Source organism: Streptacidiphilus melanogenes (assembly GCF_000787835.1).
GTDB classification, from domain to species: Bacteria; Actinomycetota; Actinomycetes; order Streptomycetales; family Streptomycetaceae; genus Streptacidiphilus; species Streptacidiphilus melanogenes.
Genome location: NZ_BBPP01000063.1, coordinates 8,622 through 34,283 on the forward strand (window position 1 = coordinate 8,622; position 25,662 = coordinate 34,283).

19 protein-coding genes and 1 pseudogene are annotated in these 25,662 nt (G+C 71.3%); 13 read left to right on the forward strand and 7 right to left on the reverse strand.

The genetic code is table 11. The annotated features are described in order from the left end of the window. From TR49_RS44260 to eccE, 3 genes and pseudogenes are all read right to left on the reverse strand, one after another. Window positions 1–1,036: pseudogene (locus TR49_RS44260) on the reverse strand (hypothetical protein); the annotation flags it as partial. A 192-nt stretch (window positions 1,037–1,228) separates the two neighbouring features. Continuing rightward, entirely contained in the window at window positions 1,229–1,996 is a 768-nt protein-coding gene (locus TR49_RS36445; protein WP_236653693.1) for a hypothetical protein, read from the reverse strand. Continuing rightward, a complete protein-coding gene (eccE, locus tag TR49_RS36450) occupies window positions 1,996–3,366 on the reverse strand; it encodes a type VII secretion protein EccE (protein ID WP_042390029.1) in 1,371 nt (456 codons plus the stop codon). The genes TR49_RS36445 and eccE overlap by 1 nt, the downstream gene beginning before the upstream one ends. A 283-nt stretch (window positions 3,367–3,649) precedes the next feature. Between eccE and eccB the strand changes: the two genes are divergently transcribed. The 4 genes from eccB to mycP all read left to right on the forward strand — a co-directional run bounded on the left by eccB (window position 3,650) and on the right by mycP (window position 7,422). Further along, complete coding sequence (eccB, locus tag TR49_RS36455; protein ID WP_042390031.1) at window positions 3,650–5,212, forward strand: type VII secretion protein EccB; 1,563 nt, start codon at window positions 3,650–3,652, stop codon at window positions 5,210–5,212. A 191-nt stretch (window positions 5,213–5,403) separates the two neighbouring features. Continuing rightward, entirely contained in the window at window positions 5,404–5,715 is a 312-nt protein-coding gene (locus TR49_RS36460; protein WP_042390033.1) for a WXG100 family type VII secretion target, read from the forward strand. A 60-nt stretch (window positions 5,716–5,775) separates the two neighbouring features. Further along, the gene (locus TR49_RS36465; RefSeq protein WP_042390035.1) at window positions 5,776–6,072 is read left to right on the forward strand and encodes a WXG100 family type VII secretion target; all 297 of its coding nucleotides are present in this window, start codon (window positions 5,776–5,778) and stop codon (window positions 6,070–6,072) included. Window positions 6,073–6,168: 96 nt separating this feature from the next. Beyond that, window positions 6,169–7,422 (forward strand): type VII secretion-associated serine protease mycosin, encoded by a 1,254-nt coding sequence (gene mycP, locus TR49_RS36470; protein WP_042390036.1) that lies wholly within the window; start codon window positions 6,169–6,171, stop codon window positions 7,420–7,422. 286 nt (window positions 7,423–7,708) lie between these two features. Here mycP and TR49_RS36475 read toward each other — a convergent pair whose 3' ends face one another. The 3 genes from TR49_RS36475 to TR49_RS44265 all read right to left on the reverse strand — a co-directional run bounded on the left by TR49_RS36475 (window position 7,709) and on the right by TR49_RS44265 (window position 13,787). After that, window positions 7,709–9,136, reverse strand: a complete 1,428-nt coding sequence (locus TR49_RS36475; protein ID WP_042390039.1) for an APC family permease — start codon at window positions 9,134–9,136, stop codon at window positions 7,709–7,711. Between the two features lie 429 nt (window positions 9,137–9,565). Beyond that, window positions 9,566–13,513 carry a type VII secretion protein EccC gene (locus tag TR49_RS36480; RefSeq protein ID WP_042390041.1) on the reverse strand — a complete coding sequence of 1,316 codons (3,948 nt, stop codon included), beginning with the start codon at window positions 13,511–13,513 and terminating at the stop codon, window positions 9,566–9,568. Between the two features lie 103 nt (window positions 13,514–13,616). Continuing rightward, window positions 13,617–13,787, reverse strand: a complete 171-nt coding sequence (locus tag TR49_RS44265) for a hypothetical protein (RefSeq protein ID WP_160311700.1) — start codon at window positions 13,785–13,787, stop codon at window positions 13,617–13,619. A gap of 155 nt (window positions 13,788–13,942) precedes the next feature. Between TR49_RS44265 and eccD the strand changes: the two genes are divergently transcribed. The 6 genes from eccD to TR49_RS36510 all read left to right on the forward strand — a co-directional run bounded on the left by eccD (window position 13,943) and on the right by TR49_RS36510 (window position 21,122). Further along, a complete protein-coding gene (gene eccD, locus TR49_RS36485; RefSeq protein WP_042390042.1) occupies window positions 13,943–15,388 on the forward strand; it encodes a type VII secretion integral membrane protein EccD in 1,446 nt (481 codons plus the stop codon). A 120-nt stretch (window positions 15,389–15,508) separates the two neighbouring features. Further along, complete coding sequence (rpsO, locus tag TR49_RS36490; protein ID WP_042390043.1) at window positions 15,509–15,799, forward strand: 30S ribosomal protein S15; 291 nt, start codon at window positions 15,509–15,511, stop codon at window positions 15,797–15,799. Window positions 15,800–16,185: 386 nt separating this feature from the next. Beyond that, window positions 16,186–18,393, forward strand: a complete 2,208-nt coding sequence (locus TR49_RS36495; RefSeq protein WP_042390059.1) for a polyribonucleotide nucleotidyltransferase — start codon at window positions 16,186–16,188, stop codon at window positions 18,391–18,393. Between the two features lie 89 nt (window positions 18,394–18,482). Then, window positions 18,483–19,841, forward strand: a complete 1,359-nt coding sequence (locus TR49_RS36500; protein WP_042390045.1) for a M16 family metallopeptidase — start codon at window positions 18,483–18,485, stop codon at window positions 19,839–19,841. A gap of 44 nt (window positions 19,842–19,885) precedes the next feature. Continuing rightward, window positions 19,886–20,647, forward strand: a complete 762-nt coding sequence (gene dapB, locus TR49_RS36505; RefSeq protein ID WP_042390047.1) for a 4-hydroxy-tetrahydrodipicolinate reductase — start codon at window positions 19,886–19,888, stop codon at window positions 20,645–20,647. Window positions 20,648–20,654: 7 nt separating this feature from the next. Further along, window positions 20,655–21,122, forward strand: coding sequence for a tetratricopeptide repeat protein (locus tag TR49_RS36510; RefSeq protein WP_042390061.1), 468 nt, complete (start codon window positions 20,655–20,657; stop codon window positions 21,120–21,122). Here TR49_RS36510 and TR49_RS36515 read toward each other — a convergent pair. Beyond that, window positions 21,073–21,666 carry a GNAT family N-acetyltransferase gene (locus TR49_RS36515; protein ID WP_052434936.1) on the reverse strand — a complete coding sequence of 198 codons (594 nt, stop codon included), beginning with the start codon at window positions 21,664–21,666 and terminating at the stop codon, window positions 21,073–21,075. The genes TR49_RS36510 and TR49_RS36515 overlap by 50 nt on opposite strands. A 129-nt stretch (window positions 21,667–21,795) precedes the next feature. Here TR49_RS36515 and thyX point away from each other — a divergent pair, with 129 nt between their 5' ends. From thyX to TR49_RS36530, 3 genes are all read left to right on the forward strand, one after another. Next, complete coding sequence (gene thyX / locus TR49_RS36520) at window positions 21,796–22,554, forward strand: FAD-dependent thymidylate synthase (protein WP_084725787.1); 759 nt, start codon at window positions 21,796–21,798, stop codon at window positions 22,552–22,554. Between the two features lie 234 nt (window positions 22,555–22,788). Continuing rightward, window positions 22,789–23,688, forward strand: coding sequence for a 4-hydroxy-tetrahydrodipicolinate synthase (gene dapA, locus TR49_RS36525; RefSeq protein WP_042390050.1), 900 nt, complete (start codon window positions 22,789–22,791; stop codon window positions 23,686–23,688). Window positions 23,689–23,848: 160 nt separating this feature from the next. Continuing rightward, entirely contained in the window at window positions 23,849–25,534 is a 1,686-nt protein-coding gene (locus TR49_RS36530; RefSeq protein ID WP_042390052.1) for a ribonuclease J, read from the forward strand. The last annotated feature ends 128 nt before the right edge of the window (window positions 25,535–25,662 follow it).

The following is a 25,662-nucleotide window of genomic DNA, read 5'->3' on the forward strand; positions in this document are numbered from 1 at the left end:
CGGGGGGCCCGGCAGGCGTGGCGAACGCCGGCGTGGCGCCGTCCCCGGGGGCCGGGGTGACCTGGGCCGGGGCGACCTGGGCGGGGGTGACCTGGGCAGGGAAGGGCGCAGCCGGAGGCACCGGGACACCGGGCACACCGACGACGCCGGGAACCGCCGGGGCGTCAGGAACGCCGAACGGCGCAGGCGCGACGGGCTCGGCCAAGGCGGCGGCGGGCGCCGCCTGCACGGCCGGAGCGCCGGAGGAGGCGTCAGCGACGGGCGCAGGCGCGGCTTCGGGCGGCAACGCGGGGCCGGGCGTCGGCTCGGTGGAAACGGCCGGGCGGGGCGCGAAGGCGGAGAGCCCCGGGTCCTGGAGCTCGGCGGGCGCGGGCGTCTCGACCGGTGCCGGGCGGCGCGGCCCGAACGCCGCAAGCCCCGGGTCCTCGCCCGAGGAGGACGAGACGGCGCCGCCGCCGGTGGCCGGAGGCTCGGCTTCGGCGGGGACGGGCGCGCCCGGCACGCCGGTGCCGCCGCCGAGGGAGGCGTCCCCGGCAGCAGCCGTCGCAGCAGGCGCGGGCGAACCGACGTGTGCCGGAGCGGGGTTGGCGCCGACCGGAGGCGCCGGAGGCATCGGCGCGGGAGCGATCGGCGCGGCAGGGAATCCGGGGGAGACGGCCGAACCGCCCGGCAGCCCCGGGGTTTGCGGCGCATCGTTCGCGCCTGGCGCGGCGACGGGGCCCGTCACCGGAGCGGGGTTGACGCCGACCGGAGGCGCGGGCGGCGTCGGTGTCGTGCCGAGCGGCATGCCACTCATCTGCGGCGGGCCGGACGGGGGCGCGAAGCCGGGCTGCTGTGCGCCCGGTTCACCCCCGGGCGGTGTCGGGCTTCCGGGATAGCCACCCTGATGGGGGGTCGGCGGCGGAGCTTGAGCACCCACCTGCGGCGCGTTCTGCATGTACCAGGCGGGAGGCGTGTAGTCAGGCGCGTCCGACCACTCCTCGTCCTCGTCCGGCGCCTGGTCGCCGACGTAGACGTCGTCGCGATCGCTGGTCACAGTAGCTCGCCTCTCGTTCGCCTCGGGGACTCTCAGACTAGCCGCCCCTTCTGACCGCCCGGGACCCCCGTCCGGCGCAGTCTGCGGCGTGCACGCCCAGCGTGCGCGGCCCTGGGCGACGTCAGAACCCTTGCGAGTCCGGGCCCCCGGTCCGCGGCCGACGCGACCGGGCGGGCCCCTCGGCCGAGACCCTCAGTCCACGCGCCGTGCCTGGCCCAGGACCTGGGCCTCGGCGGCCGTCGGACCGCCCTGGACGAAGGTGCGGGTGCGGCGGTCGGTCCACAACGTGACGCCGTCGCCGAGGTTGGGCAGAGCGGCGGCTTCCTGGCCGGGCAGGTCGAGGACGCGGGCGATCAGCTCCGCCTCCTGCGGCGCGACGCGCTGCACGCCGACGAGGTCAGCCTGGGACAGCAGCCGGTCCGCGCCGTCCGCCAGATACGGCAGCAGGGTCAGCATCGCCTGCCAGGGCGCGGCCGACAGCCGGGTGCGCGAGGGGCGCGGGCCCGCGTCGCGGATGACCAGGACCGGACCGGCGACCGAGGCGCCCTGCGGGCCGAGCCGGCCGATGGGGTGCACCGTCATGCACGGCTGACCGCCCCCGGCCGCCTGGGCGACGGGGCTCCAGGCCTGGCCGCGCCCGGTCTCGACGGCGACGCGAGCGCCGGTCGCCGCGGCGCGCAGCGCGATCAGCTGGGCCGTCCAGACGCCGCCGACCAGCACCACGTGGTACGGGCGCGGGCGGAACAGGCCGAGCACGGCCGGACTGCCGTCGCCCTCGACGCCCACGACGACGCCGTCGCCGCCCACGGGCAGGGCGACCGCGCCGAGCTGGTCGACGGTCAGCACGTGCTGCTCGCGGCGCGGGCCGGGCAGGCCGAACCCGGCGAGGGCGCGTCCCAGCAGGCCGGTGCCGCCGCCCTGGTCGGCGGGGGTGGCGTTACGGGGCGTGGAGATGGCCATCAGCGAGTCCCCCCGAGCGGAAGCGTCGCGAGGACGCCCGGTACCTGTTCCATGTCCAGGCCGACCAGCGAGATCCCGGCGCTGCGCGCACGGGTCTCCAACTGACGGCCGGTCGCGGTGAGTTCGCTCTCACCGCGGACGGTGACGCGGACGTGGCCCTGCAGCGCGACCGCGCCGGCGCCGGCCGGGCGCAGCGTCAGCGAGAAGCAACTGCCGAGCGCGGGCGTGCCGGTGAGCAGGTCCACCAGCTGGGCGGTGCTCTGCGCGCCGAGCGAGGGCCAGCGGCCGATCCAGTAGCTGCGGTGCCAGCGGTCGTCGCACTTCCACGCCTTGGCGGTCTCCGCACTGCGTCGCGGCGCGGCCTGGCCGCTGTTCGGGCTGCCCGCACCGCCGCGGCCGTTGGTGACGGCGACCGGGTTGGGGCAGGTGGCCGTGCCGATCGCCGCGGTGACCTGGCCGGCGTCCAGGACGGTGGCACGCAGGCCGGCCTCGGTCAGCCGGGAGGCGAGCTGGTCGACGCCGCGCTGGAGCGCCTTGCGGGCCCCGGTCTCGCCGCCGCCGCGTGCGGCGACGGCGCTGCGGCACAGCTCCGGGTCCAGCCTGACGGCCACCCAGGTCAGGCGCAGGCCTGGCGTCGTGGAACCGGCCGGCAGCTCGCGGTAGGCGCGGGCGGCCAGGGCCGTCTCCGGCAGGTGGGGGGCGGGCGCGGGCTGCGCGTACGTCAGCAGCTGCACCGATTCGAGCTTCACGTCGTCCGCGTGCAGCCCGTCGGCGAGCATGGCCAGCGGCAGCGGGAAGGCGGCCGAGTTCGGGCGCAGCGGCTTGTCCGGGGCCTCGACCTGGATGAGCGCGCTGAGGAAGGTACCGTCGCCGACCATGCCGATCTCACGGCGCTCGCGGCGGCCTGCGCCACCGTCGGCCTCCACGCTGTGCGCGACCACGCGCAGCGCGGGTTCGCACTCCAACACCGGTGCCAGCGCCGGGTCGACGTCCTGCCCCTGCGGGGCGAGGGACGCCCGGCGGGCGCGTCGGCGGAACGCGGCCCGCGCGGCAAGCATGTCGGCCAGCGTGAGACCGCCGAAGCGCGGCAGCACCGGGATCAGCAGCAGCACGCCGACCACCGCGCCCGCGATGAGGGCGACCCGGCCGTGCGCCCAACCGAGCAGCAGCGCGGCGGCGATGGCCTCGACGAGGATCACGTGGGACAGCCGTACCGGTCCGAGCCGGCCCGGGCGCGGCCGGACCCGCGGTGTGGCCGTGGCGGCCGTGTTCGCGGTGGCGGGCCGTGCGTCGCGCACGGCGCGGCCGGAATCGGACGGCGTCGCGGCGGGCGTCCGCTGCGCGCGGCGCGAAGCGGTCTGACTGGGCATCCCCCGAGCACCCCTTCGAGTCGTCAGCTGTGTCGCGTTGAAACTGTCTTGCCGGTCTCGGCCGGATCGGTCGCGCGGTGGACGCGACCGGACACGATCGGTCGGCGAATGCAGCTTTCCGGAAAAGCGGGCCGAAGCCAAACCTGGTGCCGAGGCACTGGGGTCCGGTTGGCTGATCGCAACACGGTACCCGTACCGTACGTATCGCACACGGGGCGGTGCCGGGGCAGGTCCGTGCCCGGAGGCAGCCCGAGGACGTCCGAGGACGGGGGAGAGCAAAGGGATGGCTTCACGCCGGGATGAGCTCAGCGCCTACACGTTCGCGCGCAAGCGCACGGTGGCCGCGTTCCTGCGGCCGACCGGCGGCGGCAGCGTGGAGGACGCGCCACGCGCGGTCCGCGCGGTCCTGCCGAGTCTGGTGCTGGGTGCGATCGCGGTAGCGGCCTTCGGCGCCTACGGAATACTGCGTCCTTCGGCCCCCAAGGGGTGGGACAAGGCCAACGACGTCATTGTCGACAAGCAGACGACGACCCGTTACGTGATGCTGAACGGCGTCCTGCACCCGGTGCTCAACATGTCCTCGGCCAGGCTGCTGTTGAGCGTCAACTCCGGGGTGGAGTACATCGACGACTCGGCGCTCAACTCGCCCTCGGTGGCGCGTGGCGCGACCGTCGGCATCCCCTACGCCCCCGACAGCCTGCCGGCGGCGGCCGACGCCGGGACGGCCAAGACCTGGGCGGCGTGCGACCGTTCAGGGGCGGACCAGGCGGCGAGCGTGGGCCAGCGGCTCTTCGTGCTGGGCGGGAGTCAGGCCGGCGCCGTCTCCGGCAGCCGACTCGCGTCCGACAAGGCGCTGTACGTGCAGACCCCCGACGGCAACAGCTACCTGGTGGACTCGAACGGTTCCTACCACCAGCTGGTCGCGAGCAAGGCGGACCCCGGCGGGCAGCTACTGGCGAAGGCGGCCTTCGGCCCCTCCGACGGTGTGCCGCAGCAGGTGACGACGCAGTGGCTGAAGACGCTGGCGACGGGCAGCCCGATCTCGCTGCCCTACAACCTGCTGACCGGCTTCGGCGGCCCCTACACCGGCTCCGACCTGGCCGGGAACCAGTACAAGATAGGCGACCTGCTGCGGGTGACCGACAACGGCACGACGCTGCACTACGTGCTGATGAAGGACGGCCCGCACCGCATCTCCGACTTCGCCCGCCGACTGGTCGAGGCGATGCACGGCAGTGCGGCCGAGCACGACGCCAACCAGTTCAAGCTGCTCGACTCGAATCTCGTCTCGCCCTTCGCCTCGGACTTCAACTGGCCCAAGCAGCAGGTCACCCAGGCCAACCTGAACGTGTCCAACGGCCAGATGGCGGCCTGCGCCGTCTACAGCGGCCAGATGGGGCAGAGTGCGCCGCAGTTGGGCGTCTGGCTCGGTCAGGACTACCCGGTGACCGGCGCGCAGGCGTCCGGCACCGCGGGCGTCTACGTGACGCCGGGCACCGGGCTGCTGCTGCAGGCCGTCAGCGGAGGTGCGGGCGGCGGCGGCAAGGTGTACCTGCTCACCGACACCGGCCTGCGCTACCCCTTGCAGATGAACAGTGACGGCAACGGCGGTGGCGCGAACGGCCAGAGCGGTTCGGCCGATGGCTCCGGGCAGACCGGTGGCGCGGGCGCCGCGGGTACGGCCGGGCAGGCGGGTGCGGCCGGTGCGAGCCAGAGCGACACCCCGGCCGCCCGGTTGGGCTACGGCCAGGTCAACCCCCTTCCAGTACCGCTGAGCTGGGCCCAGCTGGTACCGACCGGCCCTGAGCTGACCAAGGACGCGGCCGAGCAGCAGCAGGGGTCCTGACAGTCCGTCGACTCCCTTTCGGTGACGGGTCCGTGACGACGTTCTGACGGGAATGTCCACAGGTCGGTGTTGGGACCGTCGGACGGGAGGACTAGAGTTCTACGGGACATCACCGCTCGGGTGATGCCGGTCGGGGGATCCGAGCACGACGCCCCGGCCGCCATCGGTCTGTCTCATGGGGGACGGTGCACATGTCGGGTCAGTTCAGGACTACCGCCGACGAAATGCGGGCCTTCTCGGCGCGCATCTCCGAGGTCAGCGCTCAGATCCAGCAGGAGCTGAGCCGGCTGAACAACGTGGTCAGCGGGATCACCAGCGGCTGGCAGGGTTCGGCGGCCTCGTCGTACCAGCAGCTCCAGCAGAAGTGGAACGAGGACGCCACCAAGCTCAACCGCGTGCTGGGCGAGATCAAGGACGCGATCGACAACACCTCGCAGCAGTACACGCAGACGGAGCAGGAGCAGCACTCCGGCCTGAGCCGGATCACCTCGGCCCTCGGCTGACGCCGGGCCACCGCTTCACCGTCGAACGTTCCAAGCTGAACTGCCCCAAGAGGAGAGCTCATGGCTAGCAACAGCCACATCATGGTCAACTTCGGAACGGTCTCCCAGGCCGCGTCCGACGTCCGCCAGACCGCTGCCAACGTCCAGTCCCAGCTGGACGACCTGCGCGCCGGTGTGCAGCGCATCGCCCAGTCCTGGGAGGGTTCCGCGAAGGAGGGCTACGACGCCCGCCAGCGTGAGTGGGACTCCAGCGCGGCCGACCTGCACTCCGTGCTGGTCCAGATCGCCGGCGCCCTCGACAGCGCCGCGCAGAACTACCAGGCCACCGAGAGCCGCAACGCCGGTCTCTGGTCCTGATTCACCGCGCGTGAACAGCTGACGCTGCGCCGGTCCGCCGCCCGCGGATCGGCGCAGCGCTGTCCGGCCGACATCTCACCTGGGGGAAGTGCAGCAGTGAACAGGCTCCACCGCGGGGCGCTGGCCGTCGCCGCAGGCGCCCTCGCGTGCACCGCCGCGCCCGTGCTGCCGGTCGGCGGCACCGTCGCCGCCGCGACGACCGAGAGCCACGCCGCGCTCGCGTCGGACGGGCAGTGCCACTTCCCGGCGGACTCGATCCCCGGGGAGCCGTGGGCGCTCCAGCGCATCCTGCTCTCCCAGCTGCACGCCAGGTACGACGGCAAGGGCGTCACCGTCGCCGTGATCGACTCCGGCGTCGACGACAACAACCCGCAGCTGCACGGCGCGGTGAAGCCCGGGCAGGACTTCCTCAAGGGCCAGTCCGGGGTGACCGGCGACTCCACGACCGACCAGGTCGGCCACGGCACGATGGTCGCCGGGGTCATCGCCGCCCGCCCCGACCCGCAGAAGAAGACCGGCTTCGAGGGCATCGCACCCGCTGCCACGATCCTGGCCGTCCGCCAGAACGACGGCCAGGGCAACGCCACCGAGGACAGCCTGGCGAGCGCGATCGACTACGCGGTCAGCCAGAAGGTCGACGTGATCAACATCTCGCAGGACCTGACGGACAAGCAGGGCCAGCCGTACCAGGGCATCACTCAGGGCAGCAAGCTGTACCAGGCCGTCCAGCGGGCGCTGAACGCCGACGTCGTCGTCGTCGCCGCCGCGGGCAACGAGGGTCTGGACAAGCCCACCTACCCCGCCGCCATTCCCGGCGTGATCGGTGTCGGGGCGTCCGACCGCAACGACGAACGCGCCGACGGCTTCTCCGAGACGGGCAAGTCCGTCTCGGTCGCGGCCCCCGGCGTGGACATCGTCTCCACCGTGCCGGGCGGCGGCCAGTGCGTCGACAACGGCACCAGCTTCGCCGCGCCCTACGTGGCGGGCGTCGCGGCGCTGCTGCGCGAGGAGTACCCCAAGTGGTCGCCGCGTGAGATCGCGTCCCGCATCGAGCAGACCGCGATCCGCGCGGACCCGGGCTGGAACCCGTACGTCGGCTGGGGCGTGGTCGACCCGGTCGCGGCGGTCACCGACCAGTCGCCCGCCGAGCAGTCCCCGGTCGCCAGCCCCGTCGGCGGTGCCTCTGCCGCGCCGGTCCACGCCCGCCCCTTCGAGCTCGGCGAGACCGCGCAGCAGCGCGACGAACGCACGGGCCTCTTCGCCGTGGGCCTGGGCGCGGTAGGCCTCCTCCTGATCACCGGCACCGCCACCGTCATCCGCGACACCCGCCGCAAGGCCAGGCGCGCGTAGCGCGCTTTCAGGGGTGCGAGGAACTGCGCGACAGGCCACCGATGAGCGGATGGTCCTCCACGCGCAGGGCCATCCGCACGCCGTTGGTCGCTCGTGCAGTTCCCCGCGCTGCTGGGTGGGTGCAACTGCCTGCGGGAGCATGATCAACCCTGGTCGCGCCCGCGCGGCGGAGCCGCAGGTCGGCACGGCCCCGCGCCGCTGGGTGGGTGCAACTGCCTGCGGGAGCGAAAAGCGTCAGCCCCCGCGCTGGGGTGCGCAGGGGCCTGACGGGGAGTGCAGCGAGGGCTCAGGCCTCGACTGCCTCCTTCTCGTCCTCGGGGATCGTGATGATCCAGCGGGTCTCCGGGCGGGGGCGGAGGTAGAAGACCCAGTACAGGGCCGCGGCGGCGGTGATGCCGCCGGTGAGCCAGAGGGCGGTGACGCTCTGCTGGGTGACCACGTAGATCAGGACCAGGATCAGCGCGACGGGGACGGCCGGCCACAGCGGCATGCGGTACGCCTTGGCGTGCTTGTGCTTGCCGCGGCGTGCGCCCAGCGCGGCGACCGCGACGCAGCCGTACAGCAGGGCGACCGAGACGCCGGTGACCGCGCTCAGGGTGTCCAGGTTGACGAAGCACAGCACCGCTCCGGGGACGCCGACCGCGAGCGTCGAGATCCACGGGGAGCCGTAGCGCTTGCTGAGGCTGGTGAAGGCGCGGTTGACCGGCTCCGGCCAGGCCTTGTCACGGGCCGAGGCGTACAGCACGCGGGAGTTCTGGATGACCATGACGATCGCCGCGTTGATGATCGCCAGGGCGATCGCCAGGCTGACGAAGGTGCCGACGGCGGAGTTGCTCCACTGGGTGACCATGCTGGAGATGTCGCCGCCCGCCAGGGCGTCCAGGCTCGGGGCGCCGACGGTGATCGCGATGACCGGGATCAGGATGACCGCGGAGCCGATGCCCAGGGTCCACAGGACGGTGCGCGGGACGGTGCGGTGCGGACGCTCCATCTCCTCGGCCAGGTAGACCGCGGTGGAGAAGCCCTGGGTGATGAAGAGCGCCGCGGCCAGGCCCGCGATGAGCGTGCCGAAGGTGACGGGGCTGATGCCGCCGTGCGTGCCGGGCAGCTGCGGGTGGAGCAGGACGGAGGCGGAGCGGTTGCGGTGCGCGAAGCCGAGGACGGCGACCAGGCTGGCGGCGACGACCTCCAGCACCAGGAAGATGCCGGTGATCCAGGCGTTGGCCCGCAGGTCCAGCAGACCCATGACGGTCGCGGCGATCATGACGATCGCGCCCATCAGCTTGGGGTCGACGTGGACGATGGGGGCGAGGTACTGCGAGGTGCCGAGCGCGATCACCGGCGGCACGATCATGACGACCAGCAGCGCCTGGATGAAGGCGAGCCAGCCGGTGAACCGGCCGACGGTGTGTCCGGCCATGGCGTACTCGCCGCCGGCGCTGGGGACCAGGGTGCCGAGCTCGGAGTAGCACCAGGCGACGCCGATGCAGAGCACGATGGCGATCGCCAGCGCGAGCGCGGTGCCGGTGCCCAGTGCGGCGAAGGACGCGGGGACGATCACGAAGAGCGAGGACGCCGGCGTCAGACACGACAGTGTCAGCAGCGTGCCGCCGACGACGCCGATGGAACGCTTGAGCTTCTGCGGCTCCGCGGCCTCGATGGAGGGCGCGGCGGCCGTCGTGCCGTCCTCGGGACGGCGCAGGGTGTCGGTCATGGGCGTTCCGTTCCGGCTCGCACAACAGAGGGTGTCGCTGGGGAGCGCTATCGCCTCCTGGCGTTCCTCGCTACTGCTGGTGTCCGTCGCTCCCGGCTCAGTCATGGAACCCTGCCGTTAACGGCGCGTCAAGGCCGGTTTTGCTTCGGATTCCGTTGCCGTCTGCGCCTAGCACAACTGATCTGAAGTCGCGTCAGCGCCTTGTCCTTTATGTCCATAGTTGCGGACGTCCTTCGCTTCAAAGATACATGGGCAATACAGCCTTCATATCCTTGTCATCCAGTATTTATGATCATGGCATCGCGATCGACCGACCCCACAACGACAACGGGGCCGCCGAGTGACCAAGCACTCAGCGGCCCCGCGGCCTGCTTCGGATTGAGCGGTCTGCGGACGAAACCGTCCGCATAACGATCCGGTATGTGGAAACTATTGCGGAGGCAGCCACCCCGTCTGGACCGTGAACGAGCCACGGCGGCGGGTGACCAGGACGCCCCGGCCCGGCGGCAGGACCTGCGGGCGGACGTTGCCGAGCAGCACGCCCTCGTCGCGGTCGCCGGACAGGACGATGCCCTGCGCGCCCAGCTCCTTGAGCCGCTGCATGACCGGCTCGAACAGCGCGCGCCCGGCACCGCCGGAACGGCGGGCGATGATGATGTGCAGGCCGACGTCCTTGGCGAACGGCAGCACCTCGAGCAGCTGCTGCAGCGGATTGCCGGTGGAGGTCGCGACCAGGTCGTAGTCGTCGATGACCAGGAACAGTTCCGGGCCGCTCCACCAGCTGCGGTCGCGCAGCTGCGCCTGCGTGACGTCCTTGCCCGGGATGCGGCGCTCCATCGAGCCCCGCACGTCGCCGAGGAAGGCCTGCAGCGCCGGCTGTGCCGCCGCATACTCCAGCAGGTGCGGGCTGGTGACGGTGCCCAGCAGCGAACGGCGGTAGTCGCCGATCACGACCAGCGCCTGCTCCGGGGTGTACCGCTCGGTGATGCCCTTGAGCAGCAGGCGCAGCAACGCCGTCTTACCGGTCTCGCCGTCACCGAAGATGATGAAGTGCGGGTCGGTGTCGAAGTTGAGGTACACCGGCGCGAGCGCGTTCTCGTCCACACCGATCGCGATGCCCAGCTCGGGCGTCTCGAACGGCTTGGGGAGGTGCTCGATCGGGAGCAGCCCCGGCAGCATGCGGACCTGCGGCGCCCGCGGACCCTGCCAGTTCTCGCTGGTGGCCTGCACCATCGCGGCGACCGCGTCGGAGAGGTCCTCGACGCCGCTGGACCCGTCCAAGCGCGGCAGACCGGCCAGGAAGTGCAGCTTGTCCGCGGTGAGACCGCGGCCCGGGGCGCCGGCGGGCACGTTCTGGGCCACCTTGCGGTCGATCTCCGACTCCATCGAGTCACCGAGCTTGAGCTCGACGCGCGTCTGGAGCAGGTCCTTCAGTGCGGGACGGACCTCGCCGTAGCGGTTGGCGGTGATCAGCACGTGGACGCCGTAGGCCAGACCGCGCTGCACTATGTCGGCGACGACGGGCTCCAGCGCCTCGAACTCCTGCCGGAAGCTCAGCCAGCCGTCGACGATCAGGAAGACGTCGCCGTGCGGCTCGTCCGGCAGCATGCCCTGCTTGCGGCGGTTGCGGAAGGTCGCGACCGAGTCGATCTGCTGGGCCCGGAACAGCTCCTCGCGGCGGTTCAGCACCGCATTGACCTCGGAGATCATGCGGCGCACCTTGTCGCCGTCCAGACGCCCCGCGACCCCGCCGACATGCGGCAGACCCTGCATGCCGATCAGACCGCCACCACCGAAGTCGAGGCAGTAGAACTGCACCTCGGAAGCGGTGTGCGTCATCGCGAACGAGGTCATCGCGCTGCGCAGCAGTGTCGACTTGCCGGTCAGCGGACCGCCGACGACCAGGCCGTGACCGGCGGCGCCGGAGAAGTCCAGGTACATCAGGTCGCGGCGCTGCTCGAAGGGCTTGTCGACCAGGCCGATCGGGACCACCAGGCGGCCAGGCGCGGTGTAGTCCGGCGCGTGCAGGCCGCGCTCGGCGCTGACCGCGAGACGGCCGTAGAGCTGGTCGACGGAGGGCGCCTCCTTCAGCGGCGGCAGCCACACCTCGTGCGCCGGCGGCCCCTGGCCCTCCAGCCGGTCCACGATCACGTCGAGCACGGTGTCCACCAGCGCGTCGTCCTGCCGGGGCTGCTGGACGACGACCGGCGTCTCCTCCTGCGGCTGCAGCGGCAGCGCCACCGGCGAGCCGGTGAACAGCACCGGCCGGGCGCGGCGCACCCCGCCCGAGGACTGCTGCGCGCCGCCCGCCCGGTAGGGGCCGGACACGTAGGCGGCCTTGAACTGCGCCATCACGTCCGTGCCGAACTTCAGGTAGCCGACGCCCGGCACCGGCGGCAGGTGGTACGCGTCGGGCACACCGAGTGCCGCGCGCGACTCGGCGGCCGAGAAGGTGCGCAGACCGATCCGGTAGGAGAGGTAGGTGTCCAGGCCGCGCAGCTTGCCCTCCTCCAGACGCTGCGAGGCGAGCAGCAGGTGCACACCCAGCGACCGGCCGATTCGGCCGATCTGGATGAACATGTCGATGAAGTCGGGCTTGGCCGTCAGCAGCTCGCTGAACTCGTCGATGATCAGCAGCAGCGAGGGCAGCGGGTCCAGCGGCGCACCGGCCGCACGCGCCCGCTCGTAGTCGTGGATGTTGGCGAAGTTGCCCGCCGCGCGCAGCAGCTCCTGGCGGCGGTTCAGCTCACCGGTGATCGAGTCGCGCATGCGGTCGACGAGGGTGAGCTCCTCCGCGAGGTTGGTGATGATCGCGGAGGTGTGCGGCATGTCCGCCATACCGGCGAAGGTCGCACCGCCCTTGAAGTCGGCGAGGACGAAGTTCAGCGTCTCCGAGGAGTGCGTCAGCGCCAGACCCAGCACCAGCGTGCGCAGCAGCTCCGACTTGCCGGAACCGGTGGCGCCGACGCACAGGCCGTGCGGGCCCATGCCCTCGAGCGCTGCCTCCTTCAGGTCCAGGATCACCGGCTCGCCGCCGGCGCCCAGGCCGATGGGGACGCGCAGCCGCTCGTGCACCGGACGCGGCCGCCAGGTGCGGGCGGTGTCCACCGAGGCGGCGTCGCCGACGCCCATCAGGTCGGTGAAGTCCAGGTTCGCCAGCAGCGGCTCGTCGTCGCCGCCCTGCGAGATGCGCAGCGGCGCGAGCTGACGCGCCAGCGCCTCGGCCTGCCAGGCGGAGACGGTGTCCGGCACACCGCTGTAGGAGGCGCCGGACGCCGAGCGCAGCGTCATCTCCTTCGGCGTCACGCTGATCGCCAGCTGGCCGCGCAGCTCGTCCGTCTCGCCGAGCACGACCTCGATGACGGTCACACCCTGCAGGCCCTCGCCGCTCGCGAGCACCGAGTCGGCGCCGATCTGGGCGCCGTCCAGGATCACCACGACGTGCGGCTGGTCCGGCTGGGGCTGCGCGTCACGGTGGAACCTGGCACGTCCGGCCAGCTCGTCGTCGAGCAGCTCCTCCAGCTCGTCCAGCGAGGTGCAGATCATGCGCAACGAGCCGGCCCCGTCGGTCTCATGCGGGTGCTGGGTGTGCGGGAGCCACTTCGTCCACTCCCACTCCGGCAGCGCGCCCGGCGCGCAGGCGACGCCGACGACCAGGTCGTCCGGCGACTGAAGCGTCGTCAGTTGTGAAAGCACTGCGCGCAGCTGCCCGTAGACGGTGTCCGGGTCGCCGGAGACCGTCATGTGGTAGAAGGCGCGCAGCGAGACCGCCAGCGGCAGGTCCGGCAGCGTGCTGTGGCTCGTGATGAACGACTTCATCGCGTCTGCCGTCAGCGGCTCCAGCTCGTCGACCGGAGCGGTCTGCGGCGGGACGATCCGCGACGCCAACTGCTGCGGCCCGGTGCCGATGCGCACCTGCGCGAAGTCGTTGTCCATCGGCCGCCGCTCCCACAGCCGGCGTCCCTCCGCCACGACCGACCAGAGCTGGTCCGGCTGCGGATGCGTGTACAGCTGCGCGTCCCGCTGGAGCTGCGCGACCTTGCGCACCTGGCGGCGCAACTGACCCAGGTACTTCAGGTAGTCGGCGCGCTCGTCGTCGACACCGCCGCCGCCCTTGCGCTGCTGGTTCACCTGGGCCACGGCCATGGCCACGGTCGAGGCGACCATCAGGCCGCCCATGACCTTCATCATCGTCTGCATGCCGGGCATGAAGAAGAACGCGGCGGAACCGGCCGTCGCCAGCATCGGCAGCAGCGACTGCCACCAGGAGCCCCCGTCGTCGCGGGGCAGCTCCGGCGGCGGCTCCAGATGGAGCTCCTCGTTCGGCACCGCCGGCGGGTAAGCCCGCGGCGGTCGCTTGACGGTCACCACGCTCAACTCGGCACCAGCCTCGTTCTTTAGTCCCCCGGTGACCGAAGGGGCGTTGTCTGCCGCCCCCGTGGCACCGCTGTCCGCAAGCGGCGATCCTATCGGGAACCGGTCATGGCTCGATCACGGGGAAGAAGAGATCGAACGTGACCAGAAGCAGAAGGAGTTCCCGCAGTCCCTCGGCGCCCGCACCCGACGCCGTGACCGAGCCGTCCGCCGACGCCGCGTCCAGGAGTGACGGATCGTCGGCGAGACGGACCAGCGTGGTCCGGTCGAGTGCCACGACGTCCTGCCCTCGCCGGTCCCGGTGTGGTGGAGGCGACGTGGGAGAGCTCACTCGCCGTCAACCCCGGCGGCCTGAGCAACCGCTGGATCGTGCGATGTCCCGCACCGTATAAGGTGAACCGCTGTCAGCCACGGTATGGGGGAGGCCACCACGTGAGCACCAGCGCCACGACCGGGTTCTGCCGGGTCACCGTCGTCGCGCCGGACAGTCGGATCGACGTCGCTCTGCCCGAGGACGTCCCGCTCGCAGACATCTACCCGGAGGTGCTGCGGCTCTCCGGTCAGACCCAGGCCGAGGGTGCGCCCACCGGGTTCCACCTCGTCCGACGCGACGGCACCGTCCTGGACAGCAGCCTGCCGCTGCAGGCGCAGCAGATCCGCGACGGAGAGCTGCTGAGCCTGCGCCCGTTCGCCGAGTCGCTCGCGCCCGCCGTCTACGACGACGTCGCGGACGCCATCGCCTCCGGCGTCGCAGAGGACCGCAGCCAGTGGGGGCCCACGCTGATGCGAGGCGCGGGCCTCATCGGCGGCGCGGTCGTCCTGCTCCTGCTCGCCTTCGCGCTGTGGTTCTCCGACCTCCAGCACGACATGCACTCGCTGCCCGGCCTGATCGCCGGACTCGCCTCGGTCGTGCTGATCGCGATCGCCGGCGCCCGGGCCCGCGTGTACGAGGACCGGGGCGCGGCCCTCGCGCTCGGCATGGCCTCGCTGCCGCTGGCCATGCTCGGCGGCACCGGCGTCGTCGCCCCGGCGCAGGGGGAGGGGCCGGGCCGGGTCCAGTTCCTCGTCGGCTGCATCGCGGTGCTGCTGGCCGCGACCCTGCTCGCGGCCCTGCTGCCGAACGGCGACGCGCCGTTCGTCGCCGCCGCGCTGGTCTCCGGCGTCGGCATGCTCGCGACGCTGGTCGGCATCCTCACGAACGCCTCCGCCCGCGAGGTCGCCGCCGGGTCGGCGGTCGTCGCGGTCGGACTGGTGGGCTTCCTGCCCTCCCTCTCCTCCCGCTTCGCCCGCCTGCCGGTCGGCTTCCAGGCCCCTCAGCAGCGCCCCTCCGCCCGCGGCGGGGAGAACGAGAGCCGTCCGGCCCTCGACCTGACCCGCATCGCCCTGCAGGCCCGCCGCGGCCACGAGCTCCTCGTCGGCATGGTCGGCGGCTGCGCCGCCGTCGTGCTGGGCAGCAGCGTGGTGCTGGCCTTCACCTACAACACCTGGACGGAGGTGCTGGCGCTGACCCTCGGCGTCTCGACGATGCTGCGGGCCCGCCTGTTCACCCACACCTCCCAGGTGATGTGCCTGCTGGTCGCGGGCCTGGGCAGCCTGGCGCTGCTGGTGGTCGGCCTGGCGCTGCACATGCCGCTGTTCATCTTCACGAACATGCGCGACACCTCCGCCGTCGACATCCGCACCCTGGTGTTGGCGGTCGGCATCGCCGCGGGCGCGGCGATCCTGGTCTCCATCGCCCTGGTCGTGCCCAAGAAGGGCGTCTCGCCGTTCTGGGGCCGCATCCTCGACATGGTCGACGGCCTCACCCTCGCCGCCCTCGTCCCGATCGCCCTCGCGGTCCTGGACGTCTACGGCACCGTCCGGGGCTTGACTTCCTGACTGGTAGCATTGACCGCTGGATCGTGCGTGCATCATGCACGCCGCGTTCCGCCGCCGAGTACGTCAGACCCTGTGACGAAGACCAGGGGCGCTCGGCACCATGATCGTGAAGGAGTGGGCATGGCCCTCGACCAGAGCATCAAGAAGCAGATCATCGCCGAGTACGGCCAGAAGGAGGGCGACACCGGCTCTCCCGAGGTTCAGATCGCGATGCTCAGCCGCCGTATCTCGGACCTGACCGAGCACCTCAAGTTCCACAAGCACGACCACCACTCGCGTCGTGGCCTGCTGCTCCTGGTCGGCCAGCGTCGCCGCCTGCTGCAGTACCTGGCCAAGACGGACATCGAGCGTTTCCGTACGCTGGTGGACCGCCTCGGCATCCGCCGCGGCGCCGCGGGCTCCGCTCGCTAGTCGAACCCACTCGGGGGCGGCTTCTCCCAGGGGATCTGGGGGAGCCGCCCTTCGGTGTATCGCAACCACCCTTCGAATGGCGTGGTTGAGCCTTGCGCACGCGTGGGAATGAGACCGTGCGTAAGGTGTGAAAGACAAAGGGTGCCGCATCCCACACGGGGATGAGGCACCGGACGCGGAGCGTCCACACGCATCCGAGCCAGCGGCAGCCAGGCCGCCGGTCCTCGGTAGTGGCCGCCGGAGGAGCAGCGCGTAGGTACGCCTGCCCCGACCGGCAGCTTCGATCGAAGACCGGCCAGGTCCAGGCCGTAGGACTTGCGGACAAGTGCGGGGGCGCTCCACCTAGAGGACAAAAGAAGGAGATCTTCCGGGTGGAAGACAACACCATGCACGAGGCCGTGGCCGTCATCGACAACGGCAGCTTCGGCACCCGCACCATCCGCTTCGAGACCGGCCGCCTCGCCAAGCAGGCCGCCGGCTCCGCGGTCGCCTACCTCGACGACGACACCATGGTCCTCTCCGCGACCAGCGCGTCGAAGCAGCCGAAGGAGCACTTCGACTTCTTCCCGCTGACCGTCGACGTCGAGGAGCGGATGTACGCCGCCGGGCGGATCCCCGGCAGCTTCTTCCGCCGCGAGGGCCGTCCCTCCGAGGACGCGATCCTCACCTGCCGTCTGATCGACCGCCCGCTGCGCCCGTCCTTCGTCAAGGGCCTGCGCAACGAGATCCAGGTCGTCGTGACGGTCATGGCGCTCAACCCCGACCACCTCTACGACGTGGTCGCCATCAACGCCGCCTCCGCCTCCACGCAGCTGGCGGGCCTGCCCTTCTCCGGCCCGATCGGCGGCGTCCGCGTCGCGCTGATCCGCGGCCAGTGGGTCGCCTTCCCGACGCACAAGGAGCTGGAGGAGGCCGTCTTCGACATGGTCGTGGCCGGCCGCGCCCTGCCGGACGGCGACGTCGCGATCATGATGGTCGAGGCCGAGGCCACCGACAAGACCATCGAGCTGGTCAAGGGCGGCGCCGTCGCGCCGACCGAGGAGGTCGTGGCCGAGGGCCTCGAGGCCGCCAAGCCGTTCATCAAGGAGCTGTGCCGGGCGCAGGCCGAGCTGGCCGCGCACTCGGCCAAGGCCACCGCCGAGTTCCCGGTCTTCCTCGACTACCAGGACGACGTCCTGGCGGCGCTCACCGCCGCGGTCAAGGACGAGCTCGCCCAGGCCCTGACGATCGCCGGCAAGCAGGCCCGCGAGGCCGAGCTGGACCGCGTGAAGGACCTGGCCGTCGAGAAGCTGTTGCCGGAGTTCGAGGGCCGCGAGAAGGAGATCTCCGCCGCGTACCGCGCCCTGACGAAGAAGCTGGTCCGCCAGCGCATCGTCAAGGAGAAGGTCCGCATCGACGGCCGTGGCGTCACGGACATCCGTACGCTGGCTGCCGAGGTCGAGGTCGTCCCGCGCGTCCACGGCTCGGCGCTGTTCGAGCGCGGCGAGACCCAGATCCTGGGTGTCACCACGCTGAACATGCTCCGCATGGAGCAGCAGCTCGACACGCTCTCCCCGGAGACGCGCAAGCGTTACATGCACAACTACAACTTCCCGCCGTACTCCGTCGGTGAGACGGGCCGCGTGGGCTCCCCGAAGCGCCGCGAGATCGGTCACGGCGCGCTCGCCGAGCGCGCGCTGATCCCGGTCCTGCCGACGCGCGAGGAGTTCCCCTACGCGATTCGCCAGGTCTCCGAGGCGCTGGGCTCCAACGGCTCGACCTCGATGGGCTCGGTCTGCGCCTCCACCATGTCGCTGCTGAACGCCGGTGTGCCGCTGAAGGCCGCCGTCGCCGGTGTCGCCATGGGTCTGATCTCCCAGGAGGTCGACGGCGAGACGCACTACGTCGCGCTGACCGACATCCTCGGCGCCGAGGACGCCTTCGGCGACATGGACTTCAAGGTCGCCGGTACCAAGACCTTCGTCACGGCCCTCCAGCTGGACACGAAGCTCGACGGCATCCCGGCCTCCGTCCTGGGCGCGGCCCTGAAGCAGGCGCACGACGCGCGTCTGCACATCCTCGACGTGATGAACGAGGCGATCGACGTTCCGGACGAGATGTCCCCGAACGCGCCGCGCATCATCACGATCAAGATCCCGGTGGACAAGATCGGTGAGGTCATCGGCCCCAAGGGCAAGATGATCAACCAGATCCAGGAGGACACCGGCGCCGAGATCACCATCGAGGACGACGGCACGATCTACATCGGCGCCTCCGACGGCCCGGCGGCCGAGGCGGCCCGGAACACGATCAACCAGATCGCCAACCCGACCATGCCGGAGGTCGGCGAGCGCTACCTGGGCACCGTGGTGAAGACCACGACCTTCGGCGCGTTCGTCTCCCTCATGCCGGGCAAGGACGGCCTGCTGCACATCTCGCAGATCCGCAAGCTCGCCGGTGGCAAGCGCGTGGAGAACGTCGAGGACGTGCTGCCGGTCGGCACCAAGGTCCAGGTCGAGATCGCGGAGATCGACCCGCGCGGCAAGCTCTCGCTGATCCCGGTCATCGAGGGCGAGGAGGCGGCCGAGGCCGCCGCCACCGACGCCGAGAAGTAGGCAGCAGCTTGCTCACTGCGGCCCGGCTCCACCGTCACGGTGGAGCCGGGCCGCAGGCCCGTTCGCGCAACAATCCCAAGGACTTCCCAGTGCCGCAGCCCACTGCCCAGGACCAGCGTCCCGGAACGACCAAGACCCTGCTCAAGGGCGTCGACGGCGCCGGCACGGTCCGACGCACGGTCCTGCCCGGCGGCCTCCGCGTCGTCACCGAGACCCTGCCCACCGTCCGCTCCGCGGCCTTCGGGATCTGGGTCGGTGTCGGCTCGCGCGACGAGACGCCGGTTCTGAACGGCGCCACGCACTACCTGGAGCACCTGCTCTTCAAGGGCACGAAGACGCGCTCCGCACTCGACATCTCCTCCGCGCTCGACGCGGTCGGCGGCGAGATGAACGCGTTCACCGCGAAGGAGTACACCTGCTACTACGCGCGGGTGCTCGACCGCGACCTGCCGCTGGCCGTCGACGTCGTCAGCGACATGCTGACCTCCTCGCTCGTCCGGCAGGAGGACATCGACACCGAGCGCGACGTCGTGCTCGAAGAGATCGCGATGACCGAGGACGACCCGAGCGACGTCGTCCACGACCTCTTCGCGAAGACCCTGTACGGCGAGTCCCCGCTGGGACGGCCCGTCCTCGGCACCGTCGACACCATCAACGCGCTGACCCGCGACCAGGTCCACGGCTTCTACCGTCGCCGCTACAAGCCCGAGCACCTCGTGGTCGCGGCCGCCGGCAACGTCGACCACGCCAAGGTCGTCCGCCAGGTGCAGCGCTGCTTCGAGCAGGCCGGCGCGCTCGGCCGTGAGGACGTCCTCCCGGCCGCGCCCCGCAACGGCAGCCGCGCGCTCAGGACCGCAGGGAAGGTCGACATCCTCGACCGGGCCACCGAGCAGGCGCACCTCGTCCTCGGCATGCCGGCGCTCGCGCGCACGGACGACCGGCGCTGGGCGCTCGGCGTGCTGAACTCCGCCCTGGGCGGCGGCATGAGCTCGCGGCTGTTCCAGGAGGTCCGGGAGAAGCGCGGGCTGGCCTACTCCGTCTACTCGTACACCTCCTCCTACGCCGACTCCGGACTCTTCGGCATCTACGCCGGCTGCCAGCCGAAGCGGGTCGAGGAGGTCCTGAAGATCTGCCGTGAGGAGCTGGAGAAGGTCGCCACCGAGGGCATCACCGAGGACGAGCTGAAGCGCGCCGTCGGCCAGATGTCCGGATCGACCGTGCTCGGCATGGAGGACACCGGCTCGCTGATGTCCCGCGTCGGCAAGGCGGAGCTCTGCTACGGCAGCCACCTCTCCGTCGACGAGCTGCTCGGCAAGATCGCCGCGGTGACCCTGGACGACGTCCGCGCGGTGGCCACCGAGGTGCTGGGCGGGCTCCGTCCTTCCCTCGCTGTGATAGGACCGGTGGCAGGAAAGCGCGCCGACCGCCTCGCCCAGGCCATGGCCTGACCCGAGACCGAAGAGCCCTGATCGAAATGCTAGGAGCCACTGCAATGAGCACGCCGCTGCGGGTCGCCGTGATCGGGGCCAAGGGCCGGATCGGCGCGGAGGCCGTCCGCGCCGTCGAGGCCGCCGAGGACATGGAGCTGGTCGCCGCGATCGGCCGCGACGACAAGCTGGAGACGCTGGTCGACTCCGGCGCCCAGGTCGCCGTCGAGCTGACCCACCCGGACGCGGTGATGCGCAACCTTGAGTACTGCACCGCGCAGGGCATCCACGCCGTCGTCGGCACGACCGGCTGGAACGAGGAGCGCCTGGCGCGGCTCGGGGAGTGGCTGGCGGCCTCGCCGGGCACCGGTGTGCTGATCGCCCCGAACTTCTCCATCGGCGCGATCCTCACCATGCGCTTCGCCCAGCAGGCGGCCCGCTTCTTCGAGTCCGTCGAGGTCGTCGAGCTGCACCACACCAAGAAGGCCGACGCGCCCAGCGGCACCGCGACCCGCACCGCGCAGCTGATCGCCGCCGCCCGCGCCGAGGCCGGTCTGCCGCCGCAGGACGACCCGACCACCCACGGCCTCCCGGGCGCGCGCGGCGCGGACGTGGACGGCGTCCCGGTCCACGCGATCCGCCTGCGCGGCCTGCTGGCGCACCAGGAGGTGCTGTTCGGCGGTGTCGGCGAGACCTTGACGATCCGTCACGACTCGATGCACCACAGCTCGTTCATGCCCGGCATCCTGCTCGGCGTGCGCAACGTCGTGGACGCTCCCGGGCTCACCTTCGGGCTCGAGAACTTCCTCTTTGCCGAAGGCGAGTGACGTGGCCGTGGTTGCCCGGGTGATGTACTTCGTCGTCACGATCGCGCTGCTGCTCGGTCTGGCCGTGGTGGCCGCGACCGGCGGTCAGCTGATGGCCACCGGCAACGGGGCCGGCATCGGCATCGGCATCTGCGCCGAGGTGCTGGTCGGCATCGCGCTCTGGTTCGTCTGGAAGACCTACCGCTTCGGCCGGGACAGCCAGCGGCTCTCGCGGATCCTGGAGGCCGAGAACGGCCTGCCGGTCGACGAGCTGAAGCGCACCCCGGGCGGCAGTATCGACCGCGACTCGGCCGACGCCGTCTTCGCGAAGCGCAAGGCCGAGACGGAGGCCGCTCCGGAGGACTGGCGCAGCTGGTTCCGGCTCGCCGTCGCCTACGCGGACGCCCGCGACACCCCGCGGGCCCGCAAGGCGATGGAGCGCGCCATCAGACTGCAGCGCGAACACGGCGCTGGCGCGGCAGCGCACTCGCACTGAGCCGCCGCACCGGTGCAGGCGCGGTGTAGCGGAGCTCCTGCACCAGCGCGCCGCCGAACTGCAGCTCGTCGCGGGCGCCGTCCGCTCGCCAGCCGTGGCGCTCGTAGAACCGCCGGGCCTGGGCGTTCCGCTCCAGGACCCACAGGCTCAGCGTGTGGAGGCCGTCCCCGGCCAGCCGGTGCGTCGCGGCGTCCAGCAGGGCGGCGCCCGTGCCGGTGAACCAGGCGTCCGGGTGCACGTAGAGCGCGTGCACCTCGCCGAATCCGTCGCGCTCGCCGCGCGCCGACTCGACGCTCGGGCGCTCGGCCCCCGCGACGGCGAAGCCGACGAGCCGACCCTCCCGCTCGGCGGCCAGGTAGTGACGTCCGGCCGGCAGCGCGCGAAGGTACTCGGCGAGGCGGGACGGTGCGGCCGTCGCGTCCAGCTCGTCAAGGTAGGCCGGCGGGATCACCCCCGCGTACGCGGCGCGCCAGGCGTCGACGCGGACCCGCACCAGGTCCTCGGCGTCCGCCTCCACCGCCTCACGGACCGTCAGCTGCATCATGCTTCCCCCTTAGGTGGCGGCACTGTAGCCGAAATGTCCCTTACTCTGTTCGGCGGCCGTCCGGGTACCGCCAGTACCAGCACCGACGGGCTCTCCTCGCGGATGAACGCGGTGCGACAGAGTCGACCCATGATCGAAAGGAACCTCCCCTTGTCCGACGAGACCCCGACCCCAGAGCCCACGTTCCGTGACGAGGTCACGGTGGAACTGGTGCGCAGCAGCGCCCAGGATGCAGACGTGCTCTTCGCCGCGCGGGTCTCGACGGCAGGCGAGCAGTCGTTGGAAGAGCTGCAGAAGGACCCGGAGCGCTCCCGGGGCCTGATCAACTTCCTGATGCGGGACCGTCACGGCACGCCGTTCGAGCACAACTCGATGACCTTCTTCATCAGCGCGCCGATCTTCGTCTTCCGCGAGTTCCACCGGCACCGCGCCGGCTGGTCCTACAACGAGGAGAGCGGCCGCTACCGCGAGCTGCAGCCGGTCTTCTACGTGCCGAGCGCCGAGCGCAAGCTCGTCCAGCAGGGCCGTCCGGGCAAGTACGAGTTCTTCGAGGGCACCCCGGAGCAGCACAAGGCCGTCACCGAGGCGATGGAGGACGCCTACCGGCAGTCCTACGCGCGCTACCAGGAGATGCTCGCCGCCGGTGTGGCCCGCGAGGTCGCCCGGGCGGTCCTGCCGGTCGGCCTGTTCTCCTCGATGTACGCGACCTGCAACGCGCGCTCGCTGATGCACTTCCTCTCGCTGCGCACCAAGGACGAGCGGGCCAAGGTGCCGAGCTTCCCGCAGCGGGAGATCGAGATGGTCGCCGAGAAGATGGAGCGCCGGTGGGCCGAGCTGATGCCGCTCACCTACGAGGCCTTCAACACGCACGGACGCGTCGCGCCGTAGCGGATCGGCCGGTAACGCCGGTGCCGTGACGGGGCGTTCGCCCGTTCGGGAAGATTTCCCGTATGTCCCATTTGCGGGATATCTCACGGTTCCTTAGTCTCAAAGACACGAGCCCCGGTGCCGCCTGAACCCCCGAGCAGGCGGCGCCGGGCTCCTTGCCTGCCAGGCGGTACGGTTGTCCTCCAGCTGGACCGTCTGTGCTTGCCCCTGCCCGCAACGAGTAGCGTTGGACTCATGGCTCCGACCTCCACCCCCGAGACCCCCTTCGGCCGGGCGCTGACCGCGATGGTGACCCCGTTCACCGCCGACGGCTCCCTCGACCTCGAAGGCGCCCAGCGTCTGGCCGTGCACCTGGTCGACGCAGGCAACGACGGCCTCGTCGTCAACGGCACCACCGGTGAGTCTCCGACCACCACCGACGCCGAGAAGGACGCACTGGTCCGGGCGGTCCTGGAGGCGGTCGGCGACCGCGCGCACGTCGTCGCCGGAGTCGGCACCAACGACACCCACCACACGCTCGAGCTCGCCCGTCAGGCCGAGCGCGCCGGAGCCCACGGCCTGCTGGTGGTGACGCCGTACTACAACAAGCCCCCGCAGGAGGGCCTCTACCGGCACTTCACCGCCGTCGCCGACGCGACCGGCCTGCCGGTCATGCTCTACGACATCCCGGGCCGCTCGGGAGTGCCGATCTCGACCGAGACCATCGTCCGGCTGGGCGAGCACCCCCGCATCGTCGCCAACAAGGACGCCAAGGGCGACCTCGGCGCCGCGAGCTGGGGCATCGCCCGCTCCGGTCTGGCCTGGTACTCCGGTGACGACATGCTGAACCTGCCGCTGCTCTCGGTCGGCGCCGTCGGCTTCGTCAGCGTCGTCGCCCACGTCGTCACGCCCGACCTGCGCGCCATGGTCGACGCCTTCGTCGCCGGCGACCTCGCCAAGGCCACCGAGATACACCAGCGACTGCTCCCGGTCTTCACCGGCATGTTCCGCACCCAGGGCGTCATCACCACCAAGGCCGCCCTGAACCTCCAGGGCCTCCCGGCCGGGCCGCTGCGCCTGCCGCTGGTCGAGGCCACCGAGGTGGAGATCGACCAACTGAGGAGGGATCTCGCCGACGGCGGGGTACACCTCTGACAACACAGACGTCCACGTCCCGGCTCGGGCGATCCCGAGCCTCGGAGAGCCGAGCCGGAGACGTGATGCATGACCTGCAGTACCCGATCACCACAAGTGACGACGCCGCGCGCACCAGAGCCAGGAAGCTCCGACGGGTGCGTGCGGAAAGGAGAACCTTTTGAGTCATCCGCACCCTGATCTGGGCGCCCCGCCGAAGCTCGCGCCGAACGCGCTGCGCATCACCCCCCTCGGCGGTCTCGGGGAGATCGGTCGCAACATGACCGTCTTCGAGTTCGGCGGCCGACTGCTGATCGTCGACTGCGGCGTGCTCTTCCCCGAGGAGGAGCAGCCGGGCGTCGACCTGATCCTGCCGGACTTCACGTCCATCCGGGACCGCCTGAACGACATCGACGGCATCGTCCTCACCCACGGGCACGAGGACCACATCGGCGCCGTGCCGTACCTGCTGCGCGAAAAGCCGGACCTCCCGCTGATCGGCTCCAAGCTGACCCTCGCCCTGATCGAGGCGAAGCTCGCCGAGCACCGCATCCGGCCGTACACGCTGGAGGTCAAGGAGGGCCAGCGCGAGCGCATCGGCTCCTTCGACTGCGAGTTCATCGCCGTCAACCACTCCATCCCCGACGCGCTCGCGGTCGCCATCCGCACGCCCGCCGGCCTCGTGGTCGCCACCGGCGACTTCAAGATGGACCAAGTGCCGCTGGACCGCCGCCTCACCGACCTGCCGACCTTCGCCCGCCTGGGCGAGGAGGGCATCGACCTGCTCCTGGTCGACTCGACCAACGCCGAGGTCCCCGGCTTCATCGCGCCCGAGCGCGAGATCGGCCCGGTGCTCCAGCAGGTCTTCGACCGCGCGGACCGCCGCATCATCGTCGCCAGCTTCGCTTCGCACGTGCACCGCATCCAGCAGGTACTGGACACCGCGCACGAGTTCGGACGGAAGGTGGCCTTCGTCGGCCGCTCCATGGTCCGCAACATGGGCATCGCGCGGGACCTCGGCTACCTGAAGGTGCCCGGCGGCCTCGTCGTCGACGTGAAGACGCTGGAGGACCTGCCGGACGAGGACGTCGTCCTCATCTGCACCGGCTCCCAGGGCGAGCCGATGGCCGCGCTGTCGCGCATGGCCAACAGGGACCACCAGATCCGCATCGTCGAGGGCGACACCGTCATCCTCGCGTCCTCGCTGATCCCCGGTAACGAGAACGCGGTCTACCGCGTGATCAACGGGCTGACCCGGTGGGGCGCGAACGTCGTGCACAAGGGCAACGCCAAGGTGCACGTCTCCGGCCACGCCTCCGCCGGCGAGCTGCTGTACTTCTTCAACATCTGCAAGCCGCGGAACCTCATGCCCGTGCACGGCGAGTGGCGCCACCTGCGCGCCGTCTCCGAGCTCGGCCAGAAGACCGGTATCCGCAAGGACCGCATCGTCATCGCCGAGGACGGCGTGGCCGTCGACCTCGTCAACGGCGTCGCGCGCATCGTCGGCAAGGTGCAGGCGGGCTACGTCTACGTCGACGGCCTCTCGGTCGGCGAGGTCGGCGAGGGCTCGCTGAAGGACCGTCGCATCCTGGGCGACGAGGGCATCATCACCGCGTTCCTGGTCGTGGACTCCGCGACCGGCAAGGTGCTGAGCGGCCCGAACATCCAGGCCCGCGGTTCCGGCATCGAGGACGACGCCTTCGGCCCTGCGATCGAGAAGATCCAGGAGGCGCTGTCGCGCTCCGCCCAGGACGGCGTCCTGGAGACCCGCCAGATCCAGCAGCTGGTCCGCAGGACGCTGGGCAAGTGGGTCTCGGAGACGTACCGTCGTCGCCCGATGATCCTTCCGATGGTCGTCGAGGTCTGACGTCCCGTCCGGTGTTAACCCGAACGGGTGAGGGGCCCTGTAGGTCGATTTGACTCGACCTACAGGGCCCCGTACTGTTTACCGAGTTGCCCCGGTGACCGCCCCGAAGAGGACGGAACGGGAAGACG

What these genes read in the sequence shown, in the direction of transcription:
- TR49_RS36445 (WP_236653693.1), bottom strand. Translation starts at nt 1,996, where the DNA reads ATGGCCATCTCCACGCCCCGTAACGCCACCCCCGCCGACCAGGGCGGC.
- eccE (WP_042390029.1), bottom strand. Translation starts at nt 3,366, where the DNA reads ATGCCCAGTCAGACCGCTTCGCGCCGCGCGCAGCGGACGCCCGCCGCG.
- eccB (WP_042390031.1), top strand. Translation starts at nt 3,650, where the DNA reads ATGGCTTCACGCCGGGATGAGCTCAGCGCCTACACGTTCGCGCGCAAG.
- TR49_RS36460 (WP_042390033.1), top strand. Translation starts at nt 5,404, where the DNA reads ATGTCGGGTCAGTTCAGGACTACCGCCGACGAAATGCGGGCCTTCTCG.
- TR49_RS36465 (WP_042390035.1), top strand. Translation starts at nt 5,776, where the DNA reads ATGGCTAGCAACAGCCACATCATGGTCAACTTCGGAACGGTCTCCCAG.
- TR49_RS36475 (WP_042390039.1), bottom strand. Translation starts at nt 9,136, where the DNA reads ATGACCGACACCCTGCGCCGTCCCGAGGACGGCACGACGGCCGCCGCG.
- rpsO (WP_042390043.1), top strand. Translation starts at nt 15,509, where the DNA reads ATGGCCCTCGACCAGAGCATCAAGAAGCAGATCATCGCCGAGTACGGC.
- TR49_RS36495 (WP_042390059.1), top strand. Translation starts at nt 16,186, where the DNA reads ATGCACGAGGCCGTGGCCGTCATCGACAACGGCAGCTTCGGCACCCGC.
- dapB (WP_042390047.1), top strand. Translation starts at nt 19,886, where the DNA reads ATGAGCACGCCGCTGCGGGTCGCCGTGATCGGGGCCAAGGGCCGGATC.
- TR49_RS36515 (WP_052434936.1), bottom strand. Translation starts at nt 21,666, where the DNA reads ATGATGCAGCTGACGGTCCGTGAGGCGGTGGAGGCGGACGCCGAGGAC.
- thyX (WP_084725787.1), top strand. Translation starts at nt 21,796, where the DNA reads ATGATCGAAAGGAACCTCCCCTTGTCCGACGAGACCCCGACCCCAGAG.
- dapA (WP_042390050.1), top strand. Translation starts at nt 22,789, where the DNA reads ATGGCTCCGACCTCCACCCCCGAGACCCCCTTCGGCCGGGCGCTGACC.